Source organism: Streptomyces sp. NPDC048462 (assembly GCF_043200175.1).
Taxonomy (GTDB): domain Bacteria; phylum Actinomycetota; class Actinomycetes; order Streptomycetales; family Streptomycetaceae; genus Streptomyces.
The window spans coordinates 55,382-80,603 of record NZ_JBICXG010000023.1; the positions used below are offsets into that span (position 1 = coordinate 55,382).

Below are 25,222 nucleotides of genomic sequence, written 5' to 3' on the forward strand. Positions count from 1 at the left end.
CCACCCACAGCGGGGGGGCCCCACCCCCCCCGGGGCCGGGCCCCCCCCGGGGCCCGCGGGGGGGGGGCGGGCGGGCGCCCCCCGGCGGGGGCCGCGCATGGTGTGGGGTGCTGCTGTGTGTGCAGCGAATGCGGTTGGAGAACTCCGGTGGCGGAGCGGGTGAGCGGGGCCGGGGCGGTATGACGTCGCGGCCGGGCCGGCTGCGGTGGGTCCTGGTCAGCCGTGACCGTGCAGGGCGCGGCAACGCGCCTGGGTGGCGGCGGGGCACAGCAGGTGAGGTGCCTGTCGCAGGCACTCCCTCACCGCATCCATGTGACCCATGAGTGGAGTGTACGTCCCGGGGGCGGTGCCGGATCCCCGTCGTCGTCGCAGCCGGGAGCAGGGGTGCCCCGGTGGACGCGAGTGGGGCGTGGACCGGTCCGTGCGGGAACGTTCGCGGCCCGCCGGTCCCGCCGGAGGGTCTGCGGCACGCGCGAAGGGGCTGTGGGGCGGAGCGGGGTGCTCCGCCCCACAGCCCCTCGGGACCCATCTGGACCCGTCGGGACCCGGAGCGCTGCTCGGGCCTTGTGGAACTCAGGGCGCGTGGTGCGTGGTGCGTGGTGCGTCAGGCCGTGTGGAGCGTCAGCCCGTACCGGTTCAGGATCTCGTTGATCGGCTGGTGCCAGGTCTCGCCACCCGAACTGCAGTTGCCCCAGCCGCCCGAGGTGACCCCCTGCGCCTGGTCGCCGCTGATGAACGAGCCGCCCGAGTCGCCCGGCTCGGCGCACACGCTGGTCTTGGTCATCTGGTAGACCGCGCCCTGGCTGTAGTTCACCGTCTCGTTGGTGGCCAGAACGTTGCCGCAGTGCCAGTGCGAGGTGGACCCGGAGCGGCATATCGAGGCGCCGATGGGAGCCGCGGCGGAGCCGCGTACGAGCTGGTCCGAGACGGTGCCCCAGCCGATGACCACGGGAACGGTCCACCAGCCGTTGCCCACGCTCACCCAGGCGTAGTCGTCGCCGGGGAACGAGGACCCCTGGAAGTTGCCGATGGCCGATCCGTCCCATCCGCTGACGGCAGCACCCGCCTGTCCGCAGTGTCCTGCGGTGACGAATCCGCCGGACACGGAGAAACCGATCGAGCACCGTACGTTGCCCGTGTAGTACGGGTCGCCGCCCACCGTCCCGGCGGCGAAGGTCCGCGGGGCCCCGGCGGTCTGTTCGACCACGACCGGTCCGGTTTCGCGGGCCTTCTGGACGAACGTGCGGACATCGTTGTCATCACGCGCGGAGGCGACGACGTTGACGACGACCTTGTTTGCCCTGGGGTCGACGTGCCAGCTGCTGACGCCGGTGGGTGCGTCGAACTTGTCGATCCGCGCCTTCACTGCGTCGAGGCTGCGCGCGGTGTGGGTGACGGTGCGCACGGCGGCGCCGGTCGCCCGTACGGCCGCCTTCTGCTTCTCGCTGGTGACGGCGACCGTGAGACCGCCCGTCGACGGGTCGAACCAGGAGCCACCGTAGGCGTCTCCGGCGGCGCGCTTCGCCTTTCCCTGGATGGCGGCCGCTGTCTTCTCCGCGGAGAGCCTCGCCTTCGCCTGGCTTTCCGTCAGGCCGAAGTCCTTCTGCATGGCGGTCAGCAGCCCGTCGGACGCCGGGGCTGCGCCGGAGCCGGTGCGGGCGGCGGTGGCGGGGGTGTCGGAGGCGGAGGCGGAGGGGAATCCGGCGCCCGCCCAGGCTCCGGCGAGGAGTACGGCGGACAGTGCGGTTCTCAGAGCTGTGGTGCGTCTCAAGGCATTGGCCCTTCTGTTGTTCCGGTGAAGTGGGGGAGGAACAGCAGGCGTCCGGGAGGCGTCTCGTCTGAGAGCGCTCTCAGATTGTGCCGTTCCGGACTGTAGCCCAGAGTCGTTTACAGGTCCATGCCAATGCGTGAGCTGGACGGGCCTGCCCGGTGAGTAGGCGTACTCATCCCGCGGGCCCGAACTCGCCCTACGGTCGTACCGGATGAACAACTGGGCCGCGCTGGGAGAGTGCCGGGGGCGGGCGGGGCGAGGAGATCAGGCATGAACGGATCGTCGGGAACGCGGAGACTCGGGGCCGGGCTGACCGGTGCGCTGATGTGCGCGGTGGCGCTCGTGCTCGGCGGCTGCGGGGTGCTGAGCACGAAGGAGGACCGCCGGTTCGCCGAGGAACTGGCGGACGCGCATTACCCCGGGCTACTCCAAGTGGTCGCGGCGCGCAAGCTGTTCCCGCAGGCGGCCGGTTCGGAGGTCTCCTTCTCGGTGGCCGATGATCCCGACGCCGTGGTCCGGATCCGGGTCGACGCCGAGGCGGGGACGTGCAACACCCACCCCTGCCAGAAGGTCCTCGACGACGCCGTGGCGGGCGGGCGGTCCGAGGCGGCCCGGCTGCGGGTCCTCATCAGCACGTTCGGCGACTGCGGCCACGAGGTGATCGGGGTGGAGCCCTCGTCCGGAGCCCCGTGGATCGTGGCCTCGCCGTCCAACGCCACGGTGACACAGGTACTCCGTGACATCGGCACCTGTGTCCGGCGCTGGACGGAGGCCGACGCGCAAAGCGGTGGGACCGCGCACGCCCGGGGTGCCTCGGTGAACATCGCTTCCCCCTCGGTCGCCCGCCACCGACCGGCCGGCCGGAAGCCGGAGCCGACCGCGATGCGGCTGGGCGAAACGCCCCTGCTGGCCGCCCTGCAGTCGCGGCCGTACTTCGTCGCGAGCTACTCCGCCTCGCGGGGGCGGATCGACACGACGGGCAGCGCCCGGATCGTCCAGCCCTTCGAAGCACGGGAGAGGTTCGCGGCGACGGTCCAGGCCGCTGTGCGGAAGCGGCTACGCGCGTCGCACCCGGATGTGGTGGTGAGTGAGTTCCAGGGGGTGTGGCGGCTGGAGCCGGGAACGGTCGACCGGCTCACCGGGTACGTCCTCTACTGCGAGCGGCCGGACGGCCAGAAGCGGTGCCTGGGTGACCGGGCCGTGGTGGTGACGACCGACGTGCGCGGTGAGCCGGTGGCCGCGCTACGGGAGATCGGCAAGGTGCGTGAGGGCCGGGGAGCTTTGCGGCTGCCACCCCTGTGAGAGCGGGCCCCGGCCCCGACGCACGGTGTGCGGGCGGAGCCGGGCGCATCGCGTCAGGGCCGCAGGGGCCGGTAGCCGAAGCTCCGCCACAACGCCCGGACCGTCCCGCTGTCCGACCAGTGGCCGGGGGCCGGCGCCCTGGTGGTGTCCGTTGTCTCCCAGGCCCGGACCGGACCGCCGGTGGCGGCGAGCGGCTCCCAGCCCGGTCCGCCGGTGGCGGCGAATCCCGCCCAGGCGGCGGCCATCCGGTCCGAGAGGTGGTGGTCGGCGGCCGTGGGCGCGCCGCCGATCAGGAACCGGATGCTCTCCTCGTCGAGGTTCCCGAAGGCGAACGGGATGTCCGCGCAGTGCCAGGCGTACGCCACCGGCTGCGGTCCGCCCCGCTGCCGCGCGAAGCGTGACAGGAAGGTGCGTCCGCCCGCTCGTGCGTGGGCGTCGGCGAGCCGGCTGCTGTACTCGCCGAACATCAGGTCCCCGTACAGGGCGAGATGGACGTCACCGACGGGGGCTTCGGGCATGAGTCCGCGGTAGCCGCGCGTCACGGAGTCCGGGATCCCGAAGTCCGCGGCGAAGCGGTTCAGCTGTTCCTCCGTGGTGACCTTCGCACAGCTGCCGACGGCGTCCAGCAGCCAGTACTCCTGGGTGGCGTGGCAGACGAGCAGGTCGATGCCGGGGGCCGCACCGGCGGTGATGAGGGAGACCGGGTCGGCGGGGAGCTGTACGCCGTCGGCGACCGGCCCGTAGATGACCGGGTCCCAGTGGTGCCGCCCGGAGTACGGGTCCTGCCGGTATCCGTCCACGACGGCGTCGGACGCCTTGACCAGCGTCTCGGGCGAGGCGGCCGCCAGTGCGGCGGCTGTCGCGGGCACCCCCGCCTCGGCGGCCACCTTCTCCATGAGGTGTCCGGCGAGTTCGGGTGAGTAGCAGGGGCCGACCGCGCTGTGCGCTATCGCGCGCCGGAACAGCCCCCGGGCGCTGTCCATGACCATGAGGCAGGCCACCGCTGTCGCTCCGGAGGACTGCCCGGCCGCCGTGACGTTTCCCGGGTCCCCGCCGAAGGCCGCGATGTTCTCACGCACCCAGGTCAGGGCGGCGATCTGGTCGAGCAGTCCTCGGTTGGGCGGGCAGGAGTCCGCGCCATTCGCCGGGACGTGGCCGAAGCCCTCGAACCCGAGGCGGTAGTTGAGGGTGACCACGACCAGGCCGGCGCGGGCGAGCGCGGCGCCGTCGAAGTCCGGCTGGGCGCCGGATCCGAAGGTGTAGGCACCTCCGTGGATCCAGACGAGCACCGGCCGGCCGGCGCCGCCGGGGGCGGCGCCGTCGGCGGCCGGGGTCCAGACGTTGAGGCTGAGGACGTCTTCGTCACCGGGCGACCAGCTCGGTGCGCCCGGCAGCTGTGCGGACTGCGGCGGTACGGGTCCGAAGGCCGCGCAGTCGCGGATGCCCTCCCACGGTTTGCGCGGGCGGGGTGCCCGGAACCGGTCGGCCCCGAACGGCGGCTCGGCGTAAGGAATGCCGAGGACGGCGACGACACCCCGGTCCGGGTCGCTTCCCCGTACCTGGCCACAGGTGGTTTCGAAGACACTCATCAAGACTGCTCTGCCGCCCTTCACTCCCCCGCCCGCTCCCGGGCGCGGGGATCAGGATGACAGCACCGCCGGTCGCGGCGCGATCGAGTTGACCGTCACCGTCACCGCGAGACGGACACGATCGCCGTCGCGGACTCGGCCCGCGGGCTCCGTCATGAGCCGACCTTGCGCTTGTTGTAGACGTCGAAACCGACGGCGGCCAGCAGCACGAAGCCCTTGATGACCTGCTGGTAGTCGGTGCCGATACCCACGAGCGACATGCCGTTGTTCAGCACGCCGAGCACGAGGCCGCCGATGACGGCTCCGAAGACCGTGCCGACGCCTCCGCTCATGGACGCCCCTCCGATGAACGCGGCGGCGATGGCCTCCAGTTCGAAGTTGGTTCCGGCCTGAGGCACGCCGGCGCCGAGCCGCGCGGCGTAGACGGCTCCGGCCAGCGCGGCGAGCACGCCCATGTTCACGAACACGAGGAACGTGACGCGCTGGTCCTTGACGCCGGACAGCTTCGCGGCGGCGCGGTTGCCGCCCAGTGCGTACACATGACGGCCGATCACCGCGTTGCGCATCACGTACCCGAACCCGATCAGCAGCACGGCGAGCAGGAGGAGCACGACCGGAACGCCCCGGTAGCTGGCCAGGGTCATGGTGAACGCGAGTACGGCCGCGGCCATGGCGGCGCACTTGGCGAGGAAGAGGCTCCGGGGCAGGACATCGAGGTCGTAGCGCATCTGCCGGCGCCGGTCGCGGACCTCCTGGAGCAGGGCGAAGCCCAGCAGCACGAGCCCCAGGAGCAGGGTGAGGTTGTGGTAGTTGGTGTGGGGGCCGACCTCCGGGAGGTATCCGGTGGAGATCTTCTGGAAGCCGTCGGGGATCGGGCCGAGCGACCGGCTGCCCAGCAGGATCTGTGTGCCGCCGCGGAACAGCAGCATCCCGGCCAGCGTCACGATGAACGAGGGGATGCCGACGTAAGCGATCCAGAAGCCCTGCCAGGCGCCCGCGACCGCCCCGAGGAGCAGGCCCAGAACGAGGGCGAGCACCCAGGGCACGTCGTGCTCGACCATCATCACGGCGCAGGCGGCGGAGACGAAGGCGGCCAGCGAGCCGACCGAGAGGTCGATGTGCCCGGCGATGATGACGATCATCATGCCGATGGCGAGGACCAGGATGTAGCTGTTCTGGAGGACGAGGTTGGTGACGTTGTTCGGCTTGAGCAGGACGCCGTCGGTCCATATCCCGAAGAGCACGACGATCAGCCCGAGGGCGATGAGCATCCCGTACTGGCGCATGTTGCGGCGGACCGCGTCCAGGAGGACCGTGCCGGTCGTCACGGGTGGGGTCGTGGCCGCCTTGCCGGTGCGCTGCGGGGTGACGGTGGGGGTCTGGGCCATTTCCTGCTACCTCTTGTCGCTGGTCATATGGCGCATGAGGACCTCCTGGGTGGCCTGCGCGCGCGGGACTTCGGCGGTGAGCCGGCCGGCCGACATGGTGTAGATGCGGTCGCACATGCCGAGGAGTTCGGGGAGTTCGGAGGAGATGAGCACGACGGCCTTGCCCTCGGCGGCGAGCCGGTCGATGACGGTGTAGATCTCGTACTTCGCGCCGACGTCGATCCCGCGGGTGGGTTCGTCGAGGATGAGGACGTCCGGACCGGCGAAGATCCATTTACTGAGGACGACCTTCTGCTGGTTGCCGCCGGAGAGCCGGCCCGCCTGCTCGAAGACGGTGGGTGCCTTGATGTTCATGGAGGCCCGGTACGACTCGGCGACCCGGGTCTCCTCGTGCTCGTCGACGATCCCGCGCCGCGACACCTGGCCCAGGGCGGCGAGGCTGATGTTGCGGCCGATGGTGTCGATGAGGTTGAGGCCGTACTGCTTGCGGTCCTCGGTGACGTAGGCGATCTTGTGACGGACCGCTTCGGAGACGGTGCGGGTCCGGATCTCCCGGCCGTCCTTGAGGACCGTGCCGCTGATGTCGGTGCCGTAGCTGCGGCCGAAGACGCTCATGGCCAGTTCGGTGCGGCCGGCGCCCATCAGTCCGGCGAGCCCGACGATCTCACCGCGCCGGGCCCGCAGCGAGACCCGGTCGACGACCTTGCGGTGCTGGTCGATCGGGTGGTGGACGGTCCAGTCGCGGATCTCCAGGGCGGGGTGGGCCCCCGGTTCCCCTTCGTACGCGGTGCGTTCGGGGAAGCGGCTGTCCAGCTCCCGGCCGACCATGCCGCGGATGATGCGGGCCTCGGTCGTCGATTCGGCGTGCACGTCGAGGGTTTCGACGGTCCGGCCGTCACGCAGGACGGTGACGGAGTCGGCGACCGCGGCGATCTCGCCGAGCTTGTGCGAGATGATGATCGACGAGATGTCCTGGCCCTTCAGCTCCTTGATGAGGCCGATGAGCTGGGCACTGTCCTCGTCGTTCAGCGCGGCGGTCGGCTCGTCCAGGATCAGCAGCTCGACCTTCTTGGACAGGGCCTTGGCGATCTCGACGAGCTGCTGCTTGCCGACGCCGATGTCCGCGACCCTGGTCTGCGGGTTCTCGCGCAGCCCGACCCGGTCCAGGAGGGCCGCCGCGTGGCGGAGCGTCTCGTTCCAGCTGATGAATCCGCGTGGGGCGTGTTCGTTGCCGAGGAAGATGTTCTCGGCGATGGAGAGGTACGGCACCAGGGCGAGTTCCTGGTGGATGATCACGATGCCTCGGGCCTCGCTCGCCCGGATGTCCCTGAACGCGCAGTCCTGGCCCCGGAACCGGATCTCGCCCTCGTAACTGCCGTGCGGATGCACGCCGCTGAGGACCTTCATCAGGGTCGACTTCCCGGCGCCGTTCTCCCCGCAGATGGCGTGCACCTCGCCCTCGGCCACGGTCAGCGACACGTCGGAGAGGGCCTTGACACCGGGGAACGTCTTGACGATGGACCGCATCTCCAGAACCGGTGCGGGCCCGGCGGCCGGAGTCTTCGCCGGGCCCGCCGCCGAACCCGCCGCCGGGCCCTCCACCGCATCTGCCGCCGGATCCGTCATCGGAGGTCGCTCGCCTTGATGTAGCCGGAATCGACCAGCTGGGCACGGTAGTTGCTCTTGTCGACGCTCACCGGGTCGAGCAGGAAGGCCGGCACGACCTTCTTCTCGTTGTCGTACGTCTTGGTGTCGTTGACCTCGGGCTTCTTGTCGTTGAGTACGGCGTCGGCCATCTGCACCGCCTGCTTGGCCAGTGCGCGGGTGTCCTTGTAGACGGTCTGTGTCTGCTGCCCCGCGATGATCGACTTCACTGAGGCGACCTCGGCGTCCTGACCGGTGACGACGGGGTACGGCTTGGAGCCGGTGCCGTACCCGTCCGACTTCAAGGAGGAGATGACGCCGATCGAGATGCCGTCGTAGGGGGACAGCACGGCGTCGACCTGGGCGGAGGAATAGGCGCTGGTCAGCAGGTCGTCCATGCGCTTCTGGGCGGTGCCGCCGTCCCAGCGCAGCGTGGTGATCTGGTCCAGCTTCGTCTGCTTGCTGCGGACGACCAGCTGCTTCTTGTCGATGTAGGGCTTGAGGACCTTGAAGGCGCCCTGGAAGAAGTAGCGCGTGTTGTTGTCGTCAGGCGATCCGGCGAACAGCTCGATGTTGAACGGGCCCTTCTCGCTGCCGGACTTCAGTCCGAGCTTGTCGAGGATGTAGCCGGCCTGGAGCTCCCCGACCTTCTCGTTGTCGAAGGAGGCGTAGTAGTCGACGTCCGGAGTGCCCAGGATGAGCCGGTCGTAGGAGATGACCTTGATGCCCTGCTCCCCCGCCTGGTGCAGTACGTCGCTGAGTGCGCGGCCGTCGATGGCGGCGACGACGAGGACGTCCACCCCCTTGGTGATCATGTTCTCGATCTGCGAGACCTGCTGGTCGACGTCGTCCTCGCCGTACTGCAGATTCGTCTTGTAGCCGAGCTTCTTGAACTCGGCGGCCATGTTCTTGCCGTCGGCTATCCAGCGTTCGGACGACTTGGTCGGCATGGCGATCCCGATGGTGGACCCCTTGCCGCCCGCTTTCTTCTCCTTGCTGCCGCCCTCGCCGCTCTGTCCGCAGGCGGCGAGGGTGACGGAGAGAGCGAGGGCGGTGAGGACCGTGGCGGTCCGTGCGGCGCGCGGGACGGACGCGGTGGGTGAGGTGCGCATATCGATCCTCCGGGTGCGAGGCAGACGGCTGGGCGGGCCGAGGATGCCCCTCATCGCTGTTCGGTATATCGGACATGGTTCGGTTACTGGGCGGTCGGAGAGCACCCGGCTCAGCAGGCAGCCGCTTACGGCCGTCTCCGGCATCCGTACGGACCGGCCGGACGACCGCATCATTGGGTGTTCGATATTTCGTCGTTCGTTCGAAATGCTGGCGTGACGGTAATGAGGGGCCGGGACGGGTGTCAATGGTTCGCGCAGGCCCAGTCGTCACCGCTCCGGCTCGGGGACGACTTTCGGCCGCCCGGTCCGAGAGGCCCAACCAGCCTGTACGGAGGACCCGTTCGTGCCCGTCGCGCGAGCGGAACGTATGCTCGGCCCCCGTCCACGGCCGTCCGGAACCACCGCTCGACACCGGCACGGACACTCCGCCCGCTCTCCGCACAGGACCCTCACCATGACGTCCGCCTCCGACGACGCCGGTTGGGACCGCCCCCGCGCTGTCGCCGGCCTGTTGACTGCTCTGGCTGATCAGCGACGCCTACCCCCAGGGCAAGGACCTCTACGACGCGGTGCTGCTGTCCGAGCACACGGCCCCGGACTACGAAACGGTGTGGACCGACACCTTGGAGCCGTACACGGGCCGGCGCCACTTCACGGCCGAGTACCCCTGGGCGGAAGCCGGACCGGCGGGCCTCACCGAGCGGCTGGACCGGGCCCTGGAGCCGCTGCTGGCGGCTGCGGAGCCGCCCGGCGAGGACTGCTGCAGCCGCTGGACACGCCGGCTGGAGCCGCTGGTAGCGGCGACGCGCGAGAAGACCGCGGCAGACCCCGCGTGCGATCCCCCGACCGCGCTCGGGCACCTCGCCGGAGGCGGACACGCCGGACTCGCGGCGGCGGTGGTCGTCGTCGTACGGGAGCTCGCCGGGCGGGAGCGAACGAGCCTGGAGGACGCGCTCGCCACTGTGCTGGTCCGGGCGGACGCCTGGCACTACCGGGGGCGGTATCCGGATGCGCGCGCCGTGGCACTGGATGCTGCGCTGACCCGCGGCCCGCCGGGCTCGGCCCCCGGTTGTGGCTCCCGAGGCGGGCCCGGATGGTGGAGGTGCGGGCGGTTCGTCACGCCGTTCGCCGGGCGACGGAGCCTTCGTACCCGTCCGCCCGGCCCACGTCCCGGAAAGCCCAGGTGATCGCGGTGACCCATGCCCCCTCTTCCGTCGCCGGCATACGGGTGCCGGACACGGCACTCGCGCGCGAGGCCACCGAACTGGTCCGGGACACCACGAGCGAGCTCGTCTTCCATCACTCGCGCCGCGTCTTCTGGTTCGGCGCCCTCCAGGGACGCAACCGCGATCTCGGCTACGACCCCGAGCTCCTCTACATCGGCGCGATGTTCCACGACCTGGGGCTCGGTGAGCGCTTCCGTACGAGCGGGCGCCGGTTCGAGGTGGACAGCGCGGACGAGGCGCGGCGGTTCCTCCAGGAGCACCACGTCCCCGAGGACAGCGGGCGCAGGGTCTGGACGGCCGTCGCGCTGCACACCACGCCGGGCATACCCGAGCACATGGAGCCCGAGGTGGCGCTCGTGACGTACCGGATTTCGAACGCGGCGACTTCGTCCGTACGATCCTCGACTCCCCCTGGCCGGAATGAGCCGGACCGCCGCCTAGCGGTCCCGCCGAAGGGGGCCGGCCGGGTCAGCGGGCCTGGCTGATCGCGGCGCGGAGCATCGCCACGGTGGTCACGGCGGCCGCGCGTTCGGCGTCGTCGTTCGTCGCGCGGACCCGCTCCTCCAGCAGCACCACCGCCGCCTGGAGCACCCCGACGCGTACCGGGACGCTCTGCATCGCCGTCAGGACCGCCGCTGCCTGTTCGGCCGGTGTGGCGGTCGCGGCCTGCGGGATGAGGGTGGAGATACCGCGCCCGAGCGCACGGTCACGAGGCGGCTGAGCCGCGGCTGTGGTCACCGCAGAAGTCTGCCGCACCGGGCGGTCGGAATGCGTCAGCGACCTGGCCGCCGCACTCCGCTACCGCCCCGCACGCGGCCGTCCTCCCTCGTGCCGCTGCGTCGATCAGGCATGCGCGGCGCCGAGATCGAAGACGAGGCGTCCCGACACCTTGCCCTCCAGGACTTCGCCGATCGCGGAGTTGATGTCGGCCAGGTCCCGGCTCTCGCGCACCACCCGGGTGCGGCCGAGCCGGTGCAGTTGGAAGACCTCGGCGAGGTCCTGGCGGGTCCCGACGATCGAGCCGATGACCTTCGTGCCGTTCAGTACCGTGTCGAAGACCGGGAGTTCGAGCCTGCCCTCCGCGGGAAGGGCCACAAGAACCAGGGTGCCGCCCCGGCGCAGCGCACCGTAGGCCGCGCCGAACGACTCGTTGCTCACGGCCAGCGAGATCGCCGCGTCGGCGCCGCCGAGTCGGCGGGTCTCCTCCACGACGTCCTGGACGCGGGCGTCGATGACGTGATCGGCGCCCAGCTCCCGGGCCAGGGCCAGCTTCTCGTCCGTGACGTCGACGGCGATGGTCTCGGCGCCGAAGATCCGCGCGTACTGCAGGGCGAGGTGCCCCAGCCCGCCGATGCCGGAGACGAGGGCGCGGGTGCCGGGGCGGGCCCCGGAGAGCTTCACCGCCTTGTACGTGGTGACGCCGGCGCAGGTCAGGGGCGCCGCGTCCAGGGGGTCGATGCCCGCGGGAACGGGCACCACGTAGTCGCCGTGGGCGAGGGCGTACTCGGCGTGGCTGCCGTCGACCGAGTAGCCGCTGTTCTCCTGCGCCAGGCAGAGCGTCTCCCACCCGGAGACGCAGTGGTCGCAGTGCCCGCACGCCTCGCCGAGCCAGGGGATGGCCACCCGGTCGCCCACCGCGAGATGGGTGACCTGGCCGCCGGCCGCCTCGACGATCCCGATTCCCTCGTGGCCGGGGACGAACGGCGGACTCGGCCTGACCGGCCAGTCCCCCCGGGCCGCGTGGATGTCTGTGTGGCAGAGCCCCGAGGCCTCCATGCGCACCAGGACCTGGTGCCCGGCCGGGTCGGGCACCGGCCTGTCCTCGACGACGAGGGGCTCGGTGAAGCTGCGGACGACGGCGGCCCTCATGAGTACTCCTCCGCTTCGATGCGGTGTGTCCGGCCCGCCGCGCGGAGCGCGCCGGGCCGGACACACAAGCCTCGGAACAGAGTATTTCGGATGGCCGGATCTCGCCCCTCATGGCACTGTCCGGCTGCTACCCCTTGGCCCAGGTGTGCATCGCGGCCCGCGAGGAGAAGTCCGCGACATCCTTGTCGAGGGGGTGGTCGGTGTACTGGTGGATGCGCCAGGAGGCCTTGATCCGCGGTTTGCCGGCGGTGACGTAGTCGGCGATCCACAGGCCGTCCCCGGCGTACGACGTGGTGTCGTGGTTCAGCCAGAAGTAGCGGTTGCAGTACAGTAGGACCCGGTGGTGCGGCCGCAGCCGTTTCACCTCGCGGATGAACTGGTCCTTCTCGGCGTTGCTGGCGCGGGTACCCTCGCCGTTCTCCTCCCAGTCGACGGCCAGCAGTTCCCCGGCCTTCTCCGGCGCCTTGCTCAGGAAGTACGCCGCCTGTGCCGCGATGTTCCCGGGCCACAGGAAGTGGTAGAAGCCGACGACGCAGTCCGCGTCCCTTGCGCGCTTGGTCTGCTCGGCCAGATGCGGGTTGACGTACGAGCGTCCCTCGGTGGCCTTGATGAAGACAAAGTCCAGACCGTCCGTGTCGAGGGCCGACTGATGCGAACTGACGTCGACACCGTGGAGCATGGGCACCGCCTTCAAGTGGTCCGGGTGATTCCGCTTTCTCATCCGTTAAGTGCCCTGGACTTGCGGGTCCCATCCGCACGAGGGGTAGAGGAATCGTTTCGCCGTCACCCGGAATAGCTCCGGGCGGGACCGGGTTGGTGAAGCCGCAGAGGACGTTTCACCTCACGCAGGAACCTTTCCAGGCAGCGCAGGCACCATCGGAGGTCGGGTCCATGAAGATCGGCATCATCGGAGCAGGGAACATCGGCGGCAACCTCACCAGGCGTCTCGCCGCACTGGGCCATGAGGTGTCCGTCGCCAACTCACGCGGTCCCGAGACGCTCGCGGCACTGGCCGAGGAGACCGGTGCCACCGCGGTCACCGCGGCCGAGGCCGCCCGGGGCGCCCGGGTCGTGGTCGTCACCGTTCCGCTCAAGGCCGTTCCGGCGCTGCCCGCCGGATTCCTGGACGGCGCTGCGGAGGGCGTCGTGGTCATCGACACCGGCAACTACTACCCTCAGCGGGACGGCCGCATCGCCGCCATCGAGGAGGGTCTGGCGGAGAGCCGCTGGACGGAGGCCCAGATCGCCCACCCCGTCGTCAAGGCCTTCAACGGAACGTACGCGCAGGACATCCTCACCCAGGGCCGGCCCGCCGGCACCGCCGACCGGCAGGCCCTGCCGGTGGCCGGTGACGACGAGGCCGCCAAGGCGACGGTCCGTGAACTGATCGACGAGCTGGGGTTCGACACCGTCGACGCCGGAGGGCTCGGCACCTCGTGGCGCCAGCAGCCGGGGACTCCGGTGTACGGCAACCGGGGTGACGCGGCTGCTATCGAGAAGGCGCTGGCCTCGGCGTCCCCCGAGCGGACCGCCGAGTGGCGCGCCTGACACCGGGCGCGACGGGAGCCGGCTGACGGGCGGGGCCCAGGGGCCTGCCCCGGGGCCCGGCCCGTCAGCCCTCGAAGGCGGTGCTGCGGCTGAGCTTCTCCCAGCGCACGGTCTCCGCGCGGGAGGCGTCGAGGGCGGCGAGCACCGCGTCCGTGGCGTCGTTCCCGAGCGGCAGCCGGAGCGGGGCGTCCTGCGCGTCCAGAGCGGTGAGGATCGCCTCGGCCGCCTTGTCCGGGTCCCCCTCCTGCTTGCCGTCGGAGCCGGGGAGACCGGCACGGACCGGGCCCACCGTCTCCTCGTACGCGGGGAGCGCGGCGGACTGGTGCAGGGCGCCGCCCCCGGCGAAGCCGGTCCGGAACGATCCGGGCTCGACGATCAGCACCTTGATCCCGTGCGGGGCCACCTCGGCGGCAAGCGCCTCGGACAGTCCCTCCAGGGCGAACTTCGTCGCCGAATAGGCGCCGACACCGGGGAAGGTGAAGCGGCCGCCCATGCTGCTCATCTGGACGACGGCGCCCGAGCCGTTGCGGCGCATGTGCGGCAGCACCGCGCGCACCAGCGCGGCCGGCCCGAAGAAGTGCAGGTCCATCAGGTCACGCAGCTCGCGGTCGCTGGTCTCCTCGACGGCGCCGATCAGCCCCATCCCGGCATTGTTGACCACCACGTCGATGCGCCCGTGCCAGAGCACGGTGTCCGCGACGACGTCCGCGATGCGTGCCGTGTCGGTGACGTCCAGCTGGACCGCGACGGCCCGGTCGGGGTGTGCGGCGACGAGGTCGTCGAGCGCCTCGGGCCTGCGGGCCGTGGCGACGACCGTGTCCCCGGCGGCCAGTGCGGCCGAGGCTATGGCGCGGCCGAATCCGGACGAGGCGCCGGTGATCAGCCAGACCCGGTTCGGTGTCCCGTCGCCGGTGGCCACGCTGTGTCCGGCGTTCGTACGGTGCTCGGCGTTCATGGTCAACTCCATGTGTTATCAGGTTTGTTGCGTTGACTCAGTTATGTCATCCGCCCCTCCCCGTGGTCCAAGACAGAAACCCGTCGGAGCGATAAAGACGGCTTATGATGCCTGGATGGAGCTGCGTCAACTGCACTACCTCACCGTGATCGCCGAGGAGGAGAACCTGGGGCGGGCCGCCCGCAGGCTGTTCGTCAGCCAGCCCGCCCTCTCGTACGCCCTCAAGAGTCTGGAGTCGGAGCTCGGAGTGCGGCTCTTCGACCGGCACGCCGGAGGCGTCGCGGCGACCGCTGCGGGACAGGACGTGATCGCCGAGGCGCTGCTGACCGTTCGCCAGGCGGAACGGGTGACGGCGGCGGCCGAACGGCACTCGCGCGGCGAGACCGGTGTGCTGCGGGTGGGTTTCGAGGCGAGCGGCGCCGGCGAACTCACCACACGCGCCCGCGCGGAGTTCGCCCGGCGCCACCCGGGAGTGCGGGTGGCGCCCAAGCGCTACGACTGGGGGCAGGAGGCCGACGCGCTGCGCGACGGCCAGGCCGATGTCGCCTTCGTCTGGCTGCCCAACGACCTGAGCGGCCTGCGCAGCGAGCTGGTGCACACGGAACCGCGTGTCGTGGGACTGCCGTGCGGGCACGCGCTGGCCGGCCGTTCGGGCATCTCGGTGCTCGAAGTGGGCGACGAGCCACTGATGTGGACCCGGCGCGCGCCGCGGGAGTGGGTGGACTGGTGGGCGGTCAACCCCCGGCCGGACGGTTCGAGTCCGAAGTGGGGGCCGACCAACGACAACGTCGAGGAGATGCTGGAGCAGGTGGCGGAGGGTTCCTCGGTCTGCTTCGCTCCCCTGAGCATGGCCCGGTACTACGCACGGCCGGACCTCGCCTGGGTCCCGCTGACCGACGTGGAACCGCTGCGGGTGGTGCTCGCCTGGGTGGACGGCCGGGACACGGCGCTGGTGCGGGGGTTCGCCCAGGTCGTACGGAAGCTCGCCGCCTCCCCGGATGCACCGGACGGCTGACCGCCGGTCAGGGCTGCTCGTCCTCGGGGCGGGCCGGCAGGCTGTCCATGAAGGAGCTGACGGAGAACACCGCGCGTCCGGCACCCGGCGGACCGTAGCCGGGGGGCGAGGTGAGTCCGAACTCCTCCATCGTCGAGCGGTAGGCGTCCAGCAGCCGGATGTGGTACTCCAGCGGTGCACCGTCCGGGTTCGTCTTCCCCAGCGGCGTCGTGGGCTCGGGGCACCAGGTGGTGAAGCGGGGCGTGATGCCGTGCGACATGAAGAAGCGCAGGCCCTCGGTGGTGGATTCGATGGCCTCCTTCACCGTGGTGAACCCGAACGGCTCGGCCATCTCCACGCCTGCGACGAAGTTGGGAATGACGTTGCGGGCCCCGAAGACCTCGGCGGAGTCCAGGATGCGGCGGTGCCATTCGTCGCGGCCGACGTAGCGCTCCTTGCCGGGGCAGTACAGCTCGAACAGCCGGGGGTCCCACACCTCGTAGTTGGGGTGGTAGATCTGCACGCCGTAGTCGTGGAACCGCTGTACGTCTGCCTTGGGCAGGGCCTGGGCGACGACCTTGCCGATCCAGCGGCCGGGGAACCGCTCCTCGATGGCCTTCGCGTACTGCCCGTAGAAGTCGGCCTCGTCCCGGCCCCCGATGTGGGAGGTGATGGCACCGCCGGTGAGTGTGTAGGCCGTGGACGTCTTCGCGGTGTCGTAGCGGTCGATGATGGCGAGTGCCTCAAGGACCTCCTCGACCGGCTTCACTCCGGTGTACGGACGGCCTGCGGCCTTGTGCTGGCGCCAGTTGTGGTTGATGTCGCAGTACTGGCACTCCTCCTTGGCGCCGAAGTACTGGCAGACCCGGAAGACCGTCAGGTAGACGAGGTAGCCCCACTGGATGGTGGGCGCGACCTCCATCACGGACTTGCCGTTCTCCAAGGTGTGCCGGTAATAGTCCGGCATGGGGGGAAGCCCGACGTCGGAGATCCGCCTGCCGTCGAGGTAGAGCCCGAGCACTCCGTCGGCGTCGGCCGCGACCCGGTAGGGCGATGCGGGATTGACCCGCACGGAGACCACGGTGCGCCGCAGCTCGTACGGTCCGCCGGTGAGGACGATCTCCTCCGGCGGCCGGCGCAGGGCGGCGGCCCCCAGCTCGGGCAGGGTGCCGTGGTCGAAGGAGAAGATGAAGTACGACTTCGGCTTGACGTCGCCGTCCTCGTTGTCGCTGAGGGCGGACTCGTCGAAGGCCAGGCCGCCGCGCAGCAGGTCCTCCTTGATCACGGCTTCCCGCGGCACGTGCGGGAACTGCTCCATGAGCCGTTCGACCAGGCGGGTGCGGCCTGCGTCGGTGCTGCCGGGCTCGGTACGGCTGGGGTCTGTGCGGCTGCGCATGTGCGGGGCTCCTCGGTCCGGTTGTCGGTGTTGTTCCGGATACGCCACCCTGTGCAACGAACAGCGCAGCGGAAGCGTTCTCGATCTCGCGCACCGGATGCGGAGGCAGGGCCGCGCTGTCCGGAAGGCGCCGCCCGCCGCCGCGTCCTATGTGACCGGTGAGTAGGGTGTGGTGCCCGGGAGCCCGTCGGCCGTGCGGTCGGTCCGACGCCCGGTGCCTGCCGGAGCCGGCCGCGGATCGGAGTGCTCATGCCCCGCACCATGTCCGTGTCGGACAGCACGGTGGTCTCCGCCGCGCCTTCGGCCGTGTACGCGCAGGTCAGCGACCCGACCGTGATGGGGCGCTGGAGTCCGGAGAACCGGGGCGCGAGGGTGCTCGGGGAGCGCCGGGACACGTACGTCGGCATGGTCTTCGAGGGCCGCAACAGGCGCGGCCGGATGAACTGGACGACTCGGTGCACAGTGACCGCTGCCGATCCGGGCGAGCGGTTCGCCTTCCGGGTCCACGCGATCGGCGCCCGGCGGCCTCGGCTCCCCGGCGCGATCGCCACCTGGGAGTACCGGTTCGAGGCCGTGGACGGCGGCACCCTGGTCACCGAGACCTGGACCGACGACCGCCGCCGGTGGCCGGACTTCCTGGCCAACGCCTTCGACCGGGCGGCCACTCGCGGGCACACCTTCGCGGACTTCCAGCGCGGCAACATCCGCACCACGCTCCAGCGGCTGAGGGCCGCGCTGGAGGCTGCGCCGGGCGGGGACGCGCCCGGGACGTGACCTCTCCCGCCGCGTCAGCGCTCCCAGTGCGAGGGGCGGCTGAGCGATTCGGGGAGCCGGGTGGCGCCGTTTCCCCGGGCGGCGTTCACCTGTGACTGCGTCAGGAAGAGCGCTCCGGTCAGGTCGGCACCGGACAGTTCCGCGTCCCGGAAGTCCGCTCCGATGAGGTCGGCGAGCCTGAGATCGGCGCCGGTGAGGTCCGCCGCGATGAGAAGGGCGCCACGCAGATCGCCGCCACGCAGATCCGCCCCACTGAGGCGCGCGCCGACGAGGTCGGCGCCGCGGTGATTGCGCTTCTTCTTGCGGGGAGCGGTGGCGCGTACGAGTTCGCTGGTGCGCGAGAGCAGGACGGCGACCCCGTCCCGGTGCGCCGCGACGTCCAGGTCCGCGAGGGCGTCGGCGTCGCGGTGGGTGAGGCGCTCGGTCTCGTCGAGGGTGCGGCCGATCTCGGCGTGGAGGGAGCGGGCCGGTGCCAGCCCGGCGGCCTCCGTCAGATACCAGAGCAGCTCGTGCAGCTGTCGCACGACCGGGAAGACCTCGAACATTCGCTGGGCGCTCTCCGGGGCGCTGCGCCAGTCCCGTCCGCCGAACGTCTCCCCCGACACCTTCTGTCCGGCGCCGAAGCAGTCGTACACGGTGCAGCCCGGAAAGCCCTCGGAGCGCAGCCTGGTGTGGATGCCGCAGCGGAAGTCGTCCTGGAGGTTGCGGCAGGGCTTGCCGGCGTCCTTGTTGATGGCGAAGTCCGCGGACCGGGTGAGGGTCAGTGCGACACAGCACAGCCCGAAGCAGTTCCCGCAGTCGGCGCGCAGGCCGGCCCGGCCGTCGCTTTCCGGGTCGTCGGTGCCGGGAGCTCGGTCGATGTCGGGCACGGTGCCTGCGTCCTCCGGTGTGCGTGGTTCATGAACGGCCGAGCCTACCGAGCTTCCTGGCGGGCCCTCTCCACGCGGTGTCCGATCCGTGGAACGGGGGGCCTCCTCCGGATGCGGACAGCTCCGCGCGCAACAATGGTGCGTAATACATCTTTATTGGAGGTGGTCATCATCGTGGCGAACACACCAGTGGACAGCATTCCGGCCGCGCGGGTACTGACCGATCCGGCGGGCCTGGCCCGGTACCAGCACGACGAGGCCGAGTGGGCTCCGTACGGGATGCCCCTGGCCGTGGTGCGCCCGGCGAGCACCGACGAGGTGCGGGACGTGGTGCGCCACTGTCTCGCCCACCGCATCCCGCTGGTGCCGCGCGGCGCGGGCACCGGTCTGTCGGGCGGCGCGAACGCCGTCGACGGGGCGATCATCCTGTCGTTCGAGGACATGAACCGGATCATCGAGATCGACACGGCCGAGTGGCTGGCGGTGGTCCAGCCAGGCGTGGTCAACGACGACCTCCGGGCCGCCTGTGCGGAGCACGGGCTCTGGTACCCGCCGGACCCGGCAAGCTCCCCGTGGTCCACCATCGGCGGGAACGTCGCGACCAACGCCGGCGGCATGTGCTGCGTCAAGTACGGCGTGACGCGTGACTACGTGCTGGGCCTGGAGGTGGTCAACGGGCTCGGTGAGGTCGTCTCCCTGGGACGCCGAACCGCGAAAGGCGTGGCGGGATACGACCTGGCCGGGCTGATGGTGGGCTCCGAGGGCACACTCGGGGTGATCACGGAGATCACGGTGCGGCTGCGCCCGGCTCGGCTCCAGGAGCGGACGGTCGCGGGCTACTTCTCGTCGGTGGTGTCCGCCGGTGAGGCGGTGAGCGCCGTGACCGCGTCCGGTGTCATCCCGTCCGCGCTCGAACTGGTCGACCGCCACTGCCTCGCAGCCGTGGACGCCTGGAAGAAGATGGGGCTGTCCGCGGACGCGGACGTGGTGCTGCTCGGCCGGGTGGACACCCCGGGGGCGGAGGGTGACGCCGAGGCCGAACTGATCCGGGACTGCTTCGAGCGGGCCGGCGCGAGCTGGGCCGCGGTCTCCACCGACCAGCACGAGGCGGATGCCCTCTTCCAGGCCCGGCGGCTGGCCTATCCGGCGCTGGAGCGGCTCGGCCCGGTCCTGACCGAGGACGTCTGCGTACCGCGCACCGCCGTTCCGGAGATGCTGGCCCGGATCGAGCGGACGGCCGCCCGGCACGATGTCCTGATCGCCAACATCGCCCACGCCGGGGACGGCAACCTGCACCCCCTGATCATCACGCCGCCGGGTGACGAGGCGGCACGCTCCCGTGCGCAGTCCGCCTTCGAGGACATCCTGGACGACGCGATCGCGCTCGGCGGCACGGTCACGGGCGAGCACGGGGTGGGGCTGCTCAAGATGCGCGGCATGGACAAGGAGCTGGGGCCGGCGGTGCTCGGCATGCACCATGCGGTGAAGGCCGCGCTCGATCCGCACGGCATCCTCAACCCGGGCAAGGTCCTTGGAGGCGCTGCCTGACCAGTGGTCCTCGCGGCCTGGACGCCGTTGTCAGTGGGGCGGCGCACACTGGCAGCAAGTACGTACGGGCGAAAGGGGTGGCGGATGGGCGCCGAGGAGGAGGCCGGTTTCGAGCCGGCCGCCGGTGACGGCCCGTCACCCCTGGGCCCGGCGGAGAAGCGTGCCGCCGCGGTGCGGACCGCGTTCGCCGGGTTGGCGCAGATACGCCGGCTGACCAACACCGGGCACCCGGATCCGGAGTCCGTCCCGGCCCCGTGGGAACTGCACAGGCCGGTACGCGCCGTCGCCCTCGCCCTCGAGGCGTCGGGGCTGACCGCGTCGGCGGTCGAGGCTTCGGGGCGGCGTACGGCGACCGGCTACCGGGTGGAGCCGGGGACGGCGCCGGGCACCGTACGGGTCGAGTGGACGGGCCCGCCCGGAAGCGGGGCGGCGCACGAGGAGGAAGCCGAACTGAACCGGTGCGCGGCGGCGCTGCGGGCCTCGGGCTGGATCGCGCTGCTGTACCGCGGGCCGCGCCGCCGAAGGTTCCTGGAGGTCGAACCACCGGCCGTCGCACGTAGTCCTGACAGCCCGTAGGACCACACCGGGTCCGGGCCCGGGGCGTTGTCAGACCCATGGGGGATGCTTGTGGGTCCGACACCTCTGACCGGGAGATGCTGAGATGCGCACTGACGAACTCGCCGCGGCGCAGGCGTACGTCCGTTTACTGGAAGCCACCCGGGCGGCCCTCTCCGACCCGGATGACGCCCCGCTCTACATGCCCCTGCTCGCCGCACCGATCGAGGAGGCCGACGGCGCGCTGCGGCGGGCCGGGCTCTCGGGCAACGAGTCACGGTTCTTCGATCTCGTCCGGTCGCTCCAGCCGAGCATGTCGGGCAGCGGGCACTGACCCTCGCCGGCCGATCGCGGAGGGGGGCTGGGACCGAGGCGCCCGGATCCCCTGCGCGGCTCGCCCGTCCGGTGCGAGGGTCGCGCATTCCCCGAGGGTGCGGTCTGCTTCCCGCACAAGCGGCTGCTGTCCGACCTCGGCCCCGACGAGGTGGGGCCGTCGGACTGGAGCCGGTTTCGGTGGGATGTGCTCCAGGGCGAACTGACCCTGACCGCACGGCTCGCGAGGGAACTCGGGCCGCGGACCGTGCTCGGTTCCGTGCACCGGCACCACACCCAACCGGCCGCACAACAGCCTGTATGTGATCTCCGACCGCGGCGAGGTGGCAACCCGCTACGACGAACGGATGCTGTCGCACACGAAGATCTCCTGCATGTACGCACCGGGTTCGGCACCGGTCACCTTCGAGGTCGACGGCGTCCGGTTCGGCTGCGCGCTCGGTATGGAGGCGCACTTCCCGGAACTCTTCGGCGAGTACGAGAGGCTCGACGTCGACTGCGTGCTGTTCTCGACGACAGAAGAGGGAACGGGAGGCGGGAAGGCCTCGCCACGGAGATGCGGGCACACGCGGCGACGAACCGGTATGGGGGCGCATTCGCCGCCCCCGCGCGGCTCTACGGTGACGCCCCGGCGGGGATCATCAGCCCGGACGGCGAGTGGGCCGCCCGCTGCCCGGGTGACGGGACACCCTCGCCGGCCGTTGCCGACCCGGGCCCGCAGGATCCGGCAGGCGCCCTGGCCAGGCCCTGGCGGCGCAGAGCGCGCGCAGGCCGATACGACAAACACCTGGTCCAGGACGCCCGCAGCGATGACCGCACCGTCTTCTGGTTCCGTTTGCCTGGCCCCGGCCTGGATACGGCTTTCCATGCCGTAACCAGGCCGGGTCCGTCTTCGGCCAGGTCGCCCCGATCCGTGGTGAATTGATTCAAACGAAGAAGAAGACTGGCTAGCAGCTTGACTAGTCGTTGGCGCCAAACCTAGCGTACGTTCCAGATGAAACGATTCACATCGTCCTGACGGCCGCGGTCGCCGGATGACTCTGCTTACGAGGTGCTCATGTCTGATGTGTCGGCCGTCAAGGCAGCCCTGAAGTCTCAGGTGATCGAGACTCCTTCGTGGGGTTACGGCAATTCCGGGACACGTTTCAAGGTGTTCGCGCAGCCGGGGGTGCCGCGTGACCCGTTCGAGAAGATGGAGGACGCGGCGCAGGTACACGCGTTCACCGGGGTCGCGCCGAAGGTGTCGTTGCACATCCCCTGGGACAAGGTGGCGGACTACGCGGCACTGACCCGGCACGCCGAGGGCCTCGGGCTGCGGATCGGCGCGATCAACTCGAACGTCTTCCAGGACGACGCCTACAAGCTGGGCTCGGTCACCCACCCCGACGCGGCGGTGCGGCGCAAGGCGACCGATCATCTGCTGGAGTGCGTCGACGTCATGGACGAGACCGGCTCGCCCGATCTCAAGCTGTGGTTCTCCGACGGCACCAACTACCCCGGGCAGGACGACATCGCCGCCCGCCAGGACAGGCTGTCGGAAGCGCTGGCGGAGGTGTACGAGCGACTGGGCGACGACCAGCGGATGCTGCTGGAGTACAAGCTCTTCGAGCCCGCGTTCTACACCACGGACGTGCCCGACTGGGGTACGGCCTACGCGCACTGCCTGAAGCTGGGAGCGAAGGCCCAGGTGGTCGTGGACACCGGCCACCACGCCCCGGGCACGAACATCGAGTTCATCGTGGCGATCCTGCTGCGGGAGGGCAGGCTCGGCGCGTTCGACTTCAACTCCCGTTTCTACGCGGACGACGACCTGATGGTGGGCGCGGCCGATCCCTTCCAGCTGTTCCGGATCATGCACGAGGTGGTCAAGAACGGCGGCCTCAGGCCCGAGACCAACGTCAACTTCATGCTCGACCAGTGCCACAACATCGAGGCGAAGATCCCGGCGGTGATCCGGTCGGTCGCCAACGTCCAGGAGGCCACCGCGAAAGCGCTGCTGGTGGACAGTGACGCACTCGGTGCCGCACAGCGTTCGGGCGACGTGCTCGCGTCGAACGCCGTCCTGATGGATGCATACAACACCGATGTGCGGCCGCTGCTCGCCGAGGTGCGCGAGGAGCAGGGGCTGGCCCGTGACCCGTTCGCCGCCTACCTCGCCTCCGGCAACCAGGAACGCATCGCGGCCGCCCGGGCGGGCGGCACGCAGGCCGGCTGGGGCGCCTGAGCACTCCCCTACGCCCCACGGCATCCGTACGCCCCCGCCGCCAACGCACTTCTCAACCCCGAAGGAACCCCTATGACGTCCGCGACGCACGCCGAGGTCGCAGCGCTCCTGGAGCGCGCGCACCGGCTCGGCTCCGATCCCCGCAACACCAACTACGCCGGTGGCAACGCCTCGGTGAAGGCGGCCGGCGACGATCCGGTCACCGGGGGCGGGACCGAGCTGCTCTGGGTCAAGGGTTCCGGGGGTGACCTCGGCACGCTGACGGAGGCGGGGCTCGCCGTCCTCCGGCTCGACCGGGTCCGCGCGCTCAAGGAGGTGTACCCGGGCGTCGAGCGCGAGGACGAGATGGTGGCGGCCTTCGACTACTGCCTGCACGGCAAGGGCGGTGCCGCGCCCTCCATCGACACCGCCATGCACGCCCTGGTCGAGGCGGCCCACGTCGATCACCTGCACCCGGACTCGGGGATCGCCCTGGCGTGCGCTGCCGACGGCGAGAAGCTGACCGCCGAGTGTTTCGGTGCCAAGGTGGCCTGGGTGGGCTGGCGCCGGCCGGGATTTCAGCTCGGTCTCGACATCGCGGCCGTCAAGGAGGCCAACCCACAGGCGGTCGGGGTGATTCTGGGCGGTCACGGGATCACCGCCTGGGGCGACACGTCCGAGGAGTGCGAACGCAACGCCCTGTGGATGATCCGTACAGCCGAGACGTTCCTGCGGGAACACGGCGGGGCCGAGCCCTTCGGCCCCGTGCTGCCGGACCGGTCGCCCCTGGCCGGGCCCGAGCGCCGCGAACGAGCCGCCGCGCTGGCTCCGTTGATCCGCGGTCTGGCGTCCACGGACCGCCCCCAGGTGGGGCACTTCAGCGACGCCGGCCCGCTGCTGGACTTCCTCTCCCGCGCGGAGCACCCGCGCCTCGCCGCGCTCGGCACCTCGTGCCCGGACCACTTCCTGCGTACGAAGGTGAGCCCGCTGGTCCTGGACCTTCCGGCGGACGCGCCACTGGCCGAGGCGCAGGCGCGGCTGAGGGAGCTGCACGAGGAGTACCGCGCGACGTACCGCGCCTACTACGAGCGGCACGCCGTTCCCGGATCGCCCGCCATGCGCGGCGCGGATCCGGCGATCGTGCTGGTGCCCGGAGTGGGCATGTTCTCCTTCGGGAAGGACAAGCAGACCGCTCGGGTGGCCGGGGAGTTCTACCTCAACGCCGTCAATGTGATGCGCGGCGCCGAGGCCGTCTCCTCGTACGCGCCGATCGAGGAGTCGGAGAAGTTCCGGATCGAGTACTGGGAGCTGGAGGAGGCCAAGCTGCGCCGCATGCCGAAGCCGAAGTCGCTGGCCACCCGGGTGGCGCTGGTGACCGGTGCGGGCTCGGGGATCGGGAAGGCCATCGCACACCGGCTGGCCGCCGAGGGCGCGTGCGTGGTCGTCGCGGATCTGAACGCGGAGAACGCCGCTGCGGTCGCCGAGGACCTCGGCGGGGCCGACCGGGCGGTCGCGGTGACGGTCGACGTCACCAGTGAGGAGCAGATCGCCGCGGCGTTCGAGGCGGCCGTGCTCGCCTTCGGCGGTGTGGACCTCGTCGTCAACAACGCGGGGATCTCCATCTCCAAGCCGCTGCTGGAGACGACGGCGCGCGACTGGGACCTGCAGCACGACATCATGGCGCGCGGTTCGTTCCTCGTGTCACGGGAGGCCGCCCGGGTGATGCGGGCTCAGGGCATCGGCGGCGACATCATCTACATCGCCTCCAAGAACGCCGTGTTCGCGGGTCCGAACAACATCGCGTACTCCGCGACCAAGGCCGACCAGGCGCACCAGGTGCGGTTGCTGGCGGCGGAGCTCGGCGAGCACGGGATCCGGGTGAACGGCGTCAACCCGGACGGGGTGGTGCGCGGTTCGGGGATCTTCGCCGCAGGCTGGGGCGCCCAGCGCGCGGCGACGTACGGCATCGAGGAGGAGAAGCTCGGGGAGTTCTACGCCCAGCGGACTCTGCTCAAGCGCGAGGTGCTGCCCGAGCATGTCGCCAATGCCGTGTTCGCGCTGACCGGTGGCGACCTCACGCACACCACCGGTCTGCACATCCCCGTCGACGCCGGTGTGGCAGCGGCGTTCCTGCGATGACGCGGAC

Annotated in this window: 22 protein-coding genes; 11 read left to right on the plus strand and 11 right to left on the minus strand. The window is 70.8% G+C overall.

Going from position 1 to position 25,222, the window contains the following annotated elements; translation table 11 throughout:
- Positions 1 to 604: 604 nt before the first annotated feature.
- Entirely contained in the window at positions 605 to 1,771 is a 1,167-nt protein-coding gene (locus ACGFU6_RS30050; RefSeq protein ID WP_393615432.1) for a S1 family peptidase, read from the minus strand.
- Positions 1,772 to 2,041: 270 nt separating this feature from the next.
- Here ACGFU6_RS30050 and ACGFU6_RS30055 point away from each other — a divergent pair, with 270 nt between their 5' ends.
- Complete coding sequence (locus ACGFU6_RS30055) at positions 2,042 to 3,073, plus strand: SCO7460 family lipoprotein (RefSeq protein ID WP_393615433.1); 1,032 nt, start codon at positions 2,042 to 2,044, stop codon at positions 3,071 to 3,073.
- 53 nt (positions 3,074 to 3,126) lie between these two features.
- Here the strand turns inward: ACGFU6_RS30055 and ACGFU6_RS30060 are convergent, their stop codons facing one another.
- The 4 genes from ACGFU6_RS30060 to chvE form a co-directional block, all read right to left on the minus strand.
- Positions 3,127 to 4,662, minus strand: coding sequence for a carboxylesterase/lipase family protein (locus tag ACGFU6_RS30060; RefSeq protein WP_393615435.1), 1,536 nt, complete (start codon positions 4,660 to 4,662; stop codon positions 3,127 to 3,129).
- A gap of 152 nt (positions 4,663 to 4,814) precedes the next feature.
- Positions 4,815 to 6,050 (minus strand): multiple monosaccharide ABC transporter permease, encoded by a 1,236-nt coding sequence (mmsB, locus tag ACGFU6_RS30065; RefSeq protein WP_393615436.1) that lies wholly within the window; start codon positions 6,048 to 6,050, stop codon positions 4,815 to 4,817.
- Positions 6,051 to 6,056: 6 nt separating this feature from the next.
- Positions 6,057 to 7,577: a multiple monosaccharide ABC transporter ATP-binding protein gene (gene mmsA, locus ACGFU6_RS30070; protein WP_393615512.1), complete on the minus strand. Its 1,521-nt coding sequence runs from the start codon at positions 7,575 to 7,577 to the stop codon at positions 6,057 to 6,059.
- A gap of 95 nt (positions 7,578 to 7,672) precedes the next feature.
- A complete protein-coding gene (chvE, locus tag ACGFU6_RS30075) occupies positions 7,673 to 8,806 on the minus strand; it encodes a multiple monosaccharide ABC transporter substrate-binding protein (protein WP_393615438.1) in 1,134 nt (377 codons plus the stop codon).
- A gap of 569 nt (positions 8,807 to 9,375) precedes the next feature.
- Here chvE and ACGFU6_RS30080 point away from each other — a divergent pair.
- Both ACGFU6_RS30080 and ACGFU6_RS30085 read left to right on the plus strand, forming a co-directional pair.
- A complete protein-coding gene (locus ACGFU6_RS30080) occupies positions 9,376 to 9,993 on the plus strand; it encodes a hypothetical protein (protein WP_393615440.1) in 618 nt (205 codons plus the stop codon).
- Positions 9,994 to 9,998: 5 nt separating this feature from the next.
- On the plus strand, positions 9,999 to 10,517 hold the full coding sequence (locus tag ACGFU6_RS30085) for an HD domain-containing protein (protein ID WP_393615442.1): 519 nt from the start codon (positions 9,999 to 10,001) through the stop codon (positions 10,515 to 10,517).
- On the opposite strand, the gene ACGFU6_RS30090 is transcribed toward ACGFU6_RS30085, so the two are convergent.
- The 3 genes from ACGFU6_RS30090 to ACGFU6_RS30100 all read right to left on the minus strand — a co-directional run bounded on the left by ACGFU6_RS30090 (position 10,501) and on the right by ACGFU6_RS30100 (position 12,580).
- Complete coding sequence (locus ACGFU6_RS30090) at positions 10,501 to 10,770, minus strand: hypothetical protein (RefSeq protein WP_393615443.1); 270 nt, start codon at positions 10,768 to 10,770, stop codon at positions 10,501 to 10,503. The two genes, ACGFU6_RS30085 and ACGFU6_RS30090, sit on opposite strands and share 17 nt — an antisense overlap.
- Before the next feature lie 105 nt (positions 10,771 to 10,875).
- The gene (gene adhP / locus ACGFU6_RS30095; RefSeq protein WP_393615445.1) at positions 10,876 to 11,901 is read right to left on the minus strand and encodes an alcohol dehydrogenase AdhP; all 1,026 of its coding nucleotides are present in this window, start codon (positions 11,899 to 11,901) and stop codon (positions 10,876 to 10,878) included.
- Positions 11,902 to 12,028: 127 nt separating this feature from the next.
- On the minus strand, positions 12,029 to 12,580 hold the full coding sequence (locus tag ACGFU6_RS30100) for a glycoside hydrolase family 25 protein (protein WP_393615447.1): 552 nt from the start codon (positions 12,578 to 12,580) through the stop codon (positions 12,029 to 12,031).
- Positions 12,581 to 12,717: 137 nt separating this feature from the next.
- Between ACGFU6_RS30100 and ACGFU6_RS30105 the strand changes: the two genes are divergently transcribed.
- On the plus strand, positions 12,718 to 13,449 hold the full coding sequence (locus tag ACGFU6_RS30105) for an NADPH-dependent F420 reductase (RefSeq protein ID WP_393615449.1): 732 nt from the start codon (positions 12,718 to 12,720) through the stop codon (positions 13,447 to 13,449).
- A 64-nt stretch (positions 13,450 to 13,513) separates the two neighbouring features.
- Here ACGFU6_RS30105 and ACGFU6_RS30110 read toward each other — a convergent pair whose 3' ends face one another.
- Complete coding sequence (locus ACGFU6_RS30110; RefSeq protein WP_393615451.1) at positions 13,514 to 14,404, minus strand: oxidoreductase; 891 nt, start codon at positions 14,402 to 14,404, stop codon at positions 13,514 to 13,516.
- 115 nt (positions 14,405 to 14,519) lie between these two features.
- On the opposite strand from ACGFU6_RS30110, the gene ACGFU6_RS30115 reads away from it, so the two are divergent.
- Positions 14,520 to 15,419: a LysR family transcriptional regulator gene (locus tag ACGFU6_RS30115; protein WP_393615453.1), complete on the plus strand. Its 900-nt coding sequence runs from the start codon at positions 14,520 to 14,522 to the stop codon at positions 15,417 to 15,419.
- A 7-nt stretch (positions 15,420 to 15,426) separates the two neighbouring features.
- Here ACGFU6_RS30115 and ACGFU6_RS30120 read toward each other — a convergent pair whose 3' ends face one another.
- The gene (locus ACGFU6_RS30120; protein ID WP_393615454.1) at positions 15,427 to 16,794 is read right to left on the minus strand and encodes a radical SAM protein; all 1,368 of its coding nucleotides are present in this window, start codon (positions 16,792 to 16,794) and stop codon (positions 15,427 to 15,429) included.
- 249 nt (positions 16,795 to 17,043) lie between these two features.
- Here ACGFU6_RS30120 and ACGFU6_RS30125 point away from each other — a divergent pair, with 249 nt between their 5' ends.
- Complete coding sequence (locus tag ACGFU6_RS30125; protein WP_393615455.1) at positions 17,044 to 17,568, plus strand: SRPBCC family protein; 525 nt, start codon at positions 17,044 to 17,046, stop codon at positions 17,566 to 17,568.
- A 14-nt stretch (positions 17,569 to 17,582) separates the two neighbouring features.
- Here the strand turns inward: ACGFU6_RS30125 and ACGFU6_RS30130 are convergent, their stop codons facing one another.
- Complete coding sequence (locus ACGFU6_RS30130; protein ID WP_393615456.1) at positions 17,583 to 18,437, minus strand: pentapeptide repeat-containing protein; 855 nt, start codon at positions 18,435 to 18,437, stop codon at positions 17,583 to 17,585.
- A 174-nt stretch (positions 18,438 to 18,611) separates the two neighbouring features.
- Between ACGFU6_RS30130 and ACGFU6_RS30135 the strand changes: the two genes are divergently transcribed.
- The 5 genes from ACGFU6_RS30135 to ACGFU6_RS30155 all read left to right on the plus strand — a co-directional run bounded on the left by ACGFU6_RS30135 (position 18,612) and on the right by ACGFU6_RS30155 (position 25,215).
- Entirely contained in the window at positions 18,612 to 19,985 is a 1,374-nt protein-coding gene (locus ACGFU6_RS30135; protein ID WP_393615458.1) for an FAD-binding oxidoreductase, read from the plus strand.
- Between the two features lie 84 nt (positions 19,986 to 20,069).
- On the plus strand, positions 20,070 to 20,561 hold the full coding sequence (locus tag ACGFU6_RS30140) for a hypothetical protein (RefSeq protein WP_393615459.1): 492 nt from the start codon (positions 20,070 to 20,072) through the stop codon (positions 20,559 to 20,561).
- Between the two features lie 85 nt (positions 20,562 to 20,646).
- Positions 20,647 to 20,874: a hypothetical protein gene (locus ACGFU6_RS30145; RefSeq protein WP_123529669.1), complete on the plus strand. Its 228-nt coding sequence runs from the start codon at positions 20,647 to 20,649 to the stop codon at positions 20,872 to 20,874.
- A gap of 1,056 nt (positions 20,875 to 21,930) precedes the next feature.
- Positions 21,931 to 23,097, plus strand: coding sequence for an L-rhamnose isomerase (rhaI, locus tag ACGFU6_RS30150; protein ID WP_393615461.1), 1,167 nt, complete (start codon positions 21,931 to 21,933; stop codon positions 23,095 to 23,097).
- Between the two features lie 72 nt (positions 23,098 to 23,169).
- Positions 23,170 to 25,215 carry a bifunctional aldolase/short-chain dehydrogenase gene (locus tag ACGFU6_RS30155; protein ID WP_393615463.1) on the plus strand — a complete coding sequence of 682 codons (2,046 nt, stop codon included), beginning with the start codon at positions 23,170 to 23,172 and terminating at the stop codon, positions 25,213 to 25,215.
- The last annotated feature ends 7 nt before the right edge of the window (positions 25,216 to 25,222 follow it).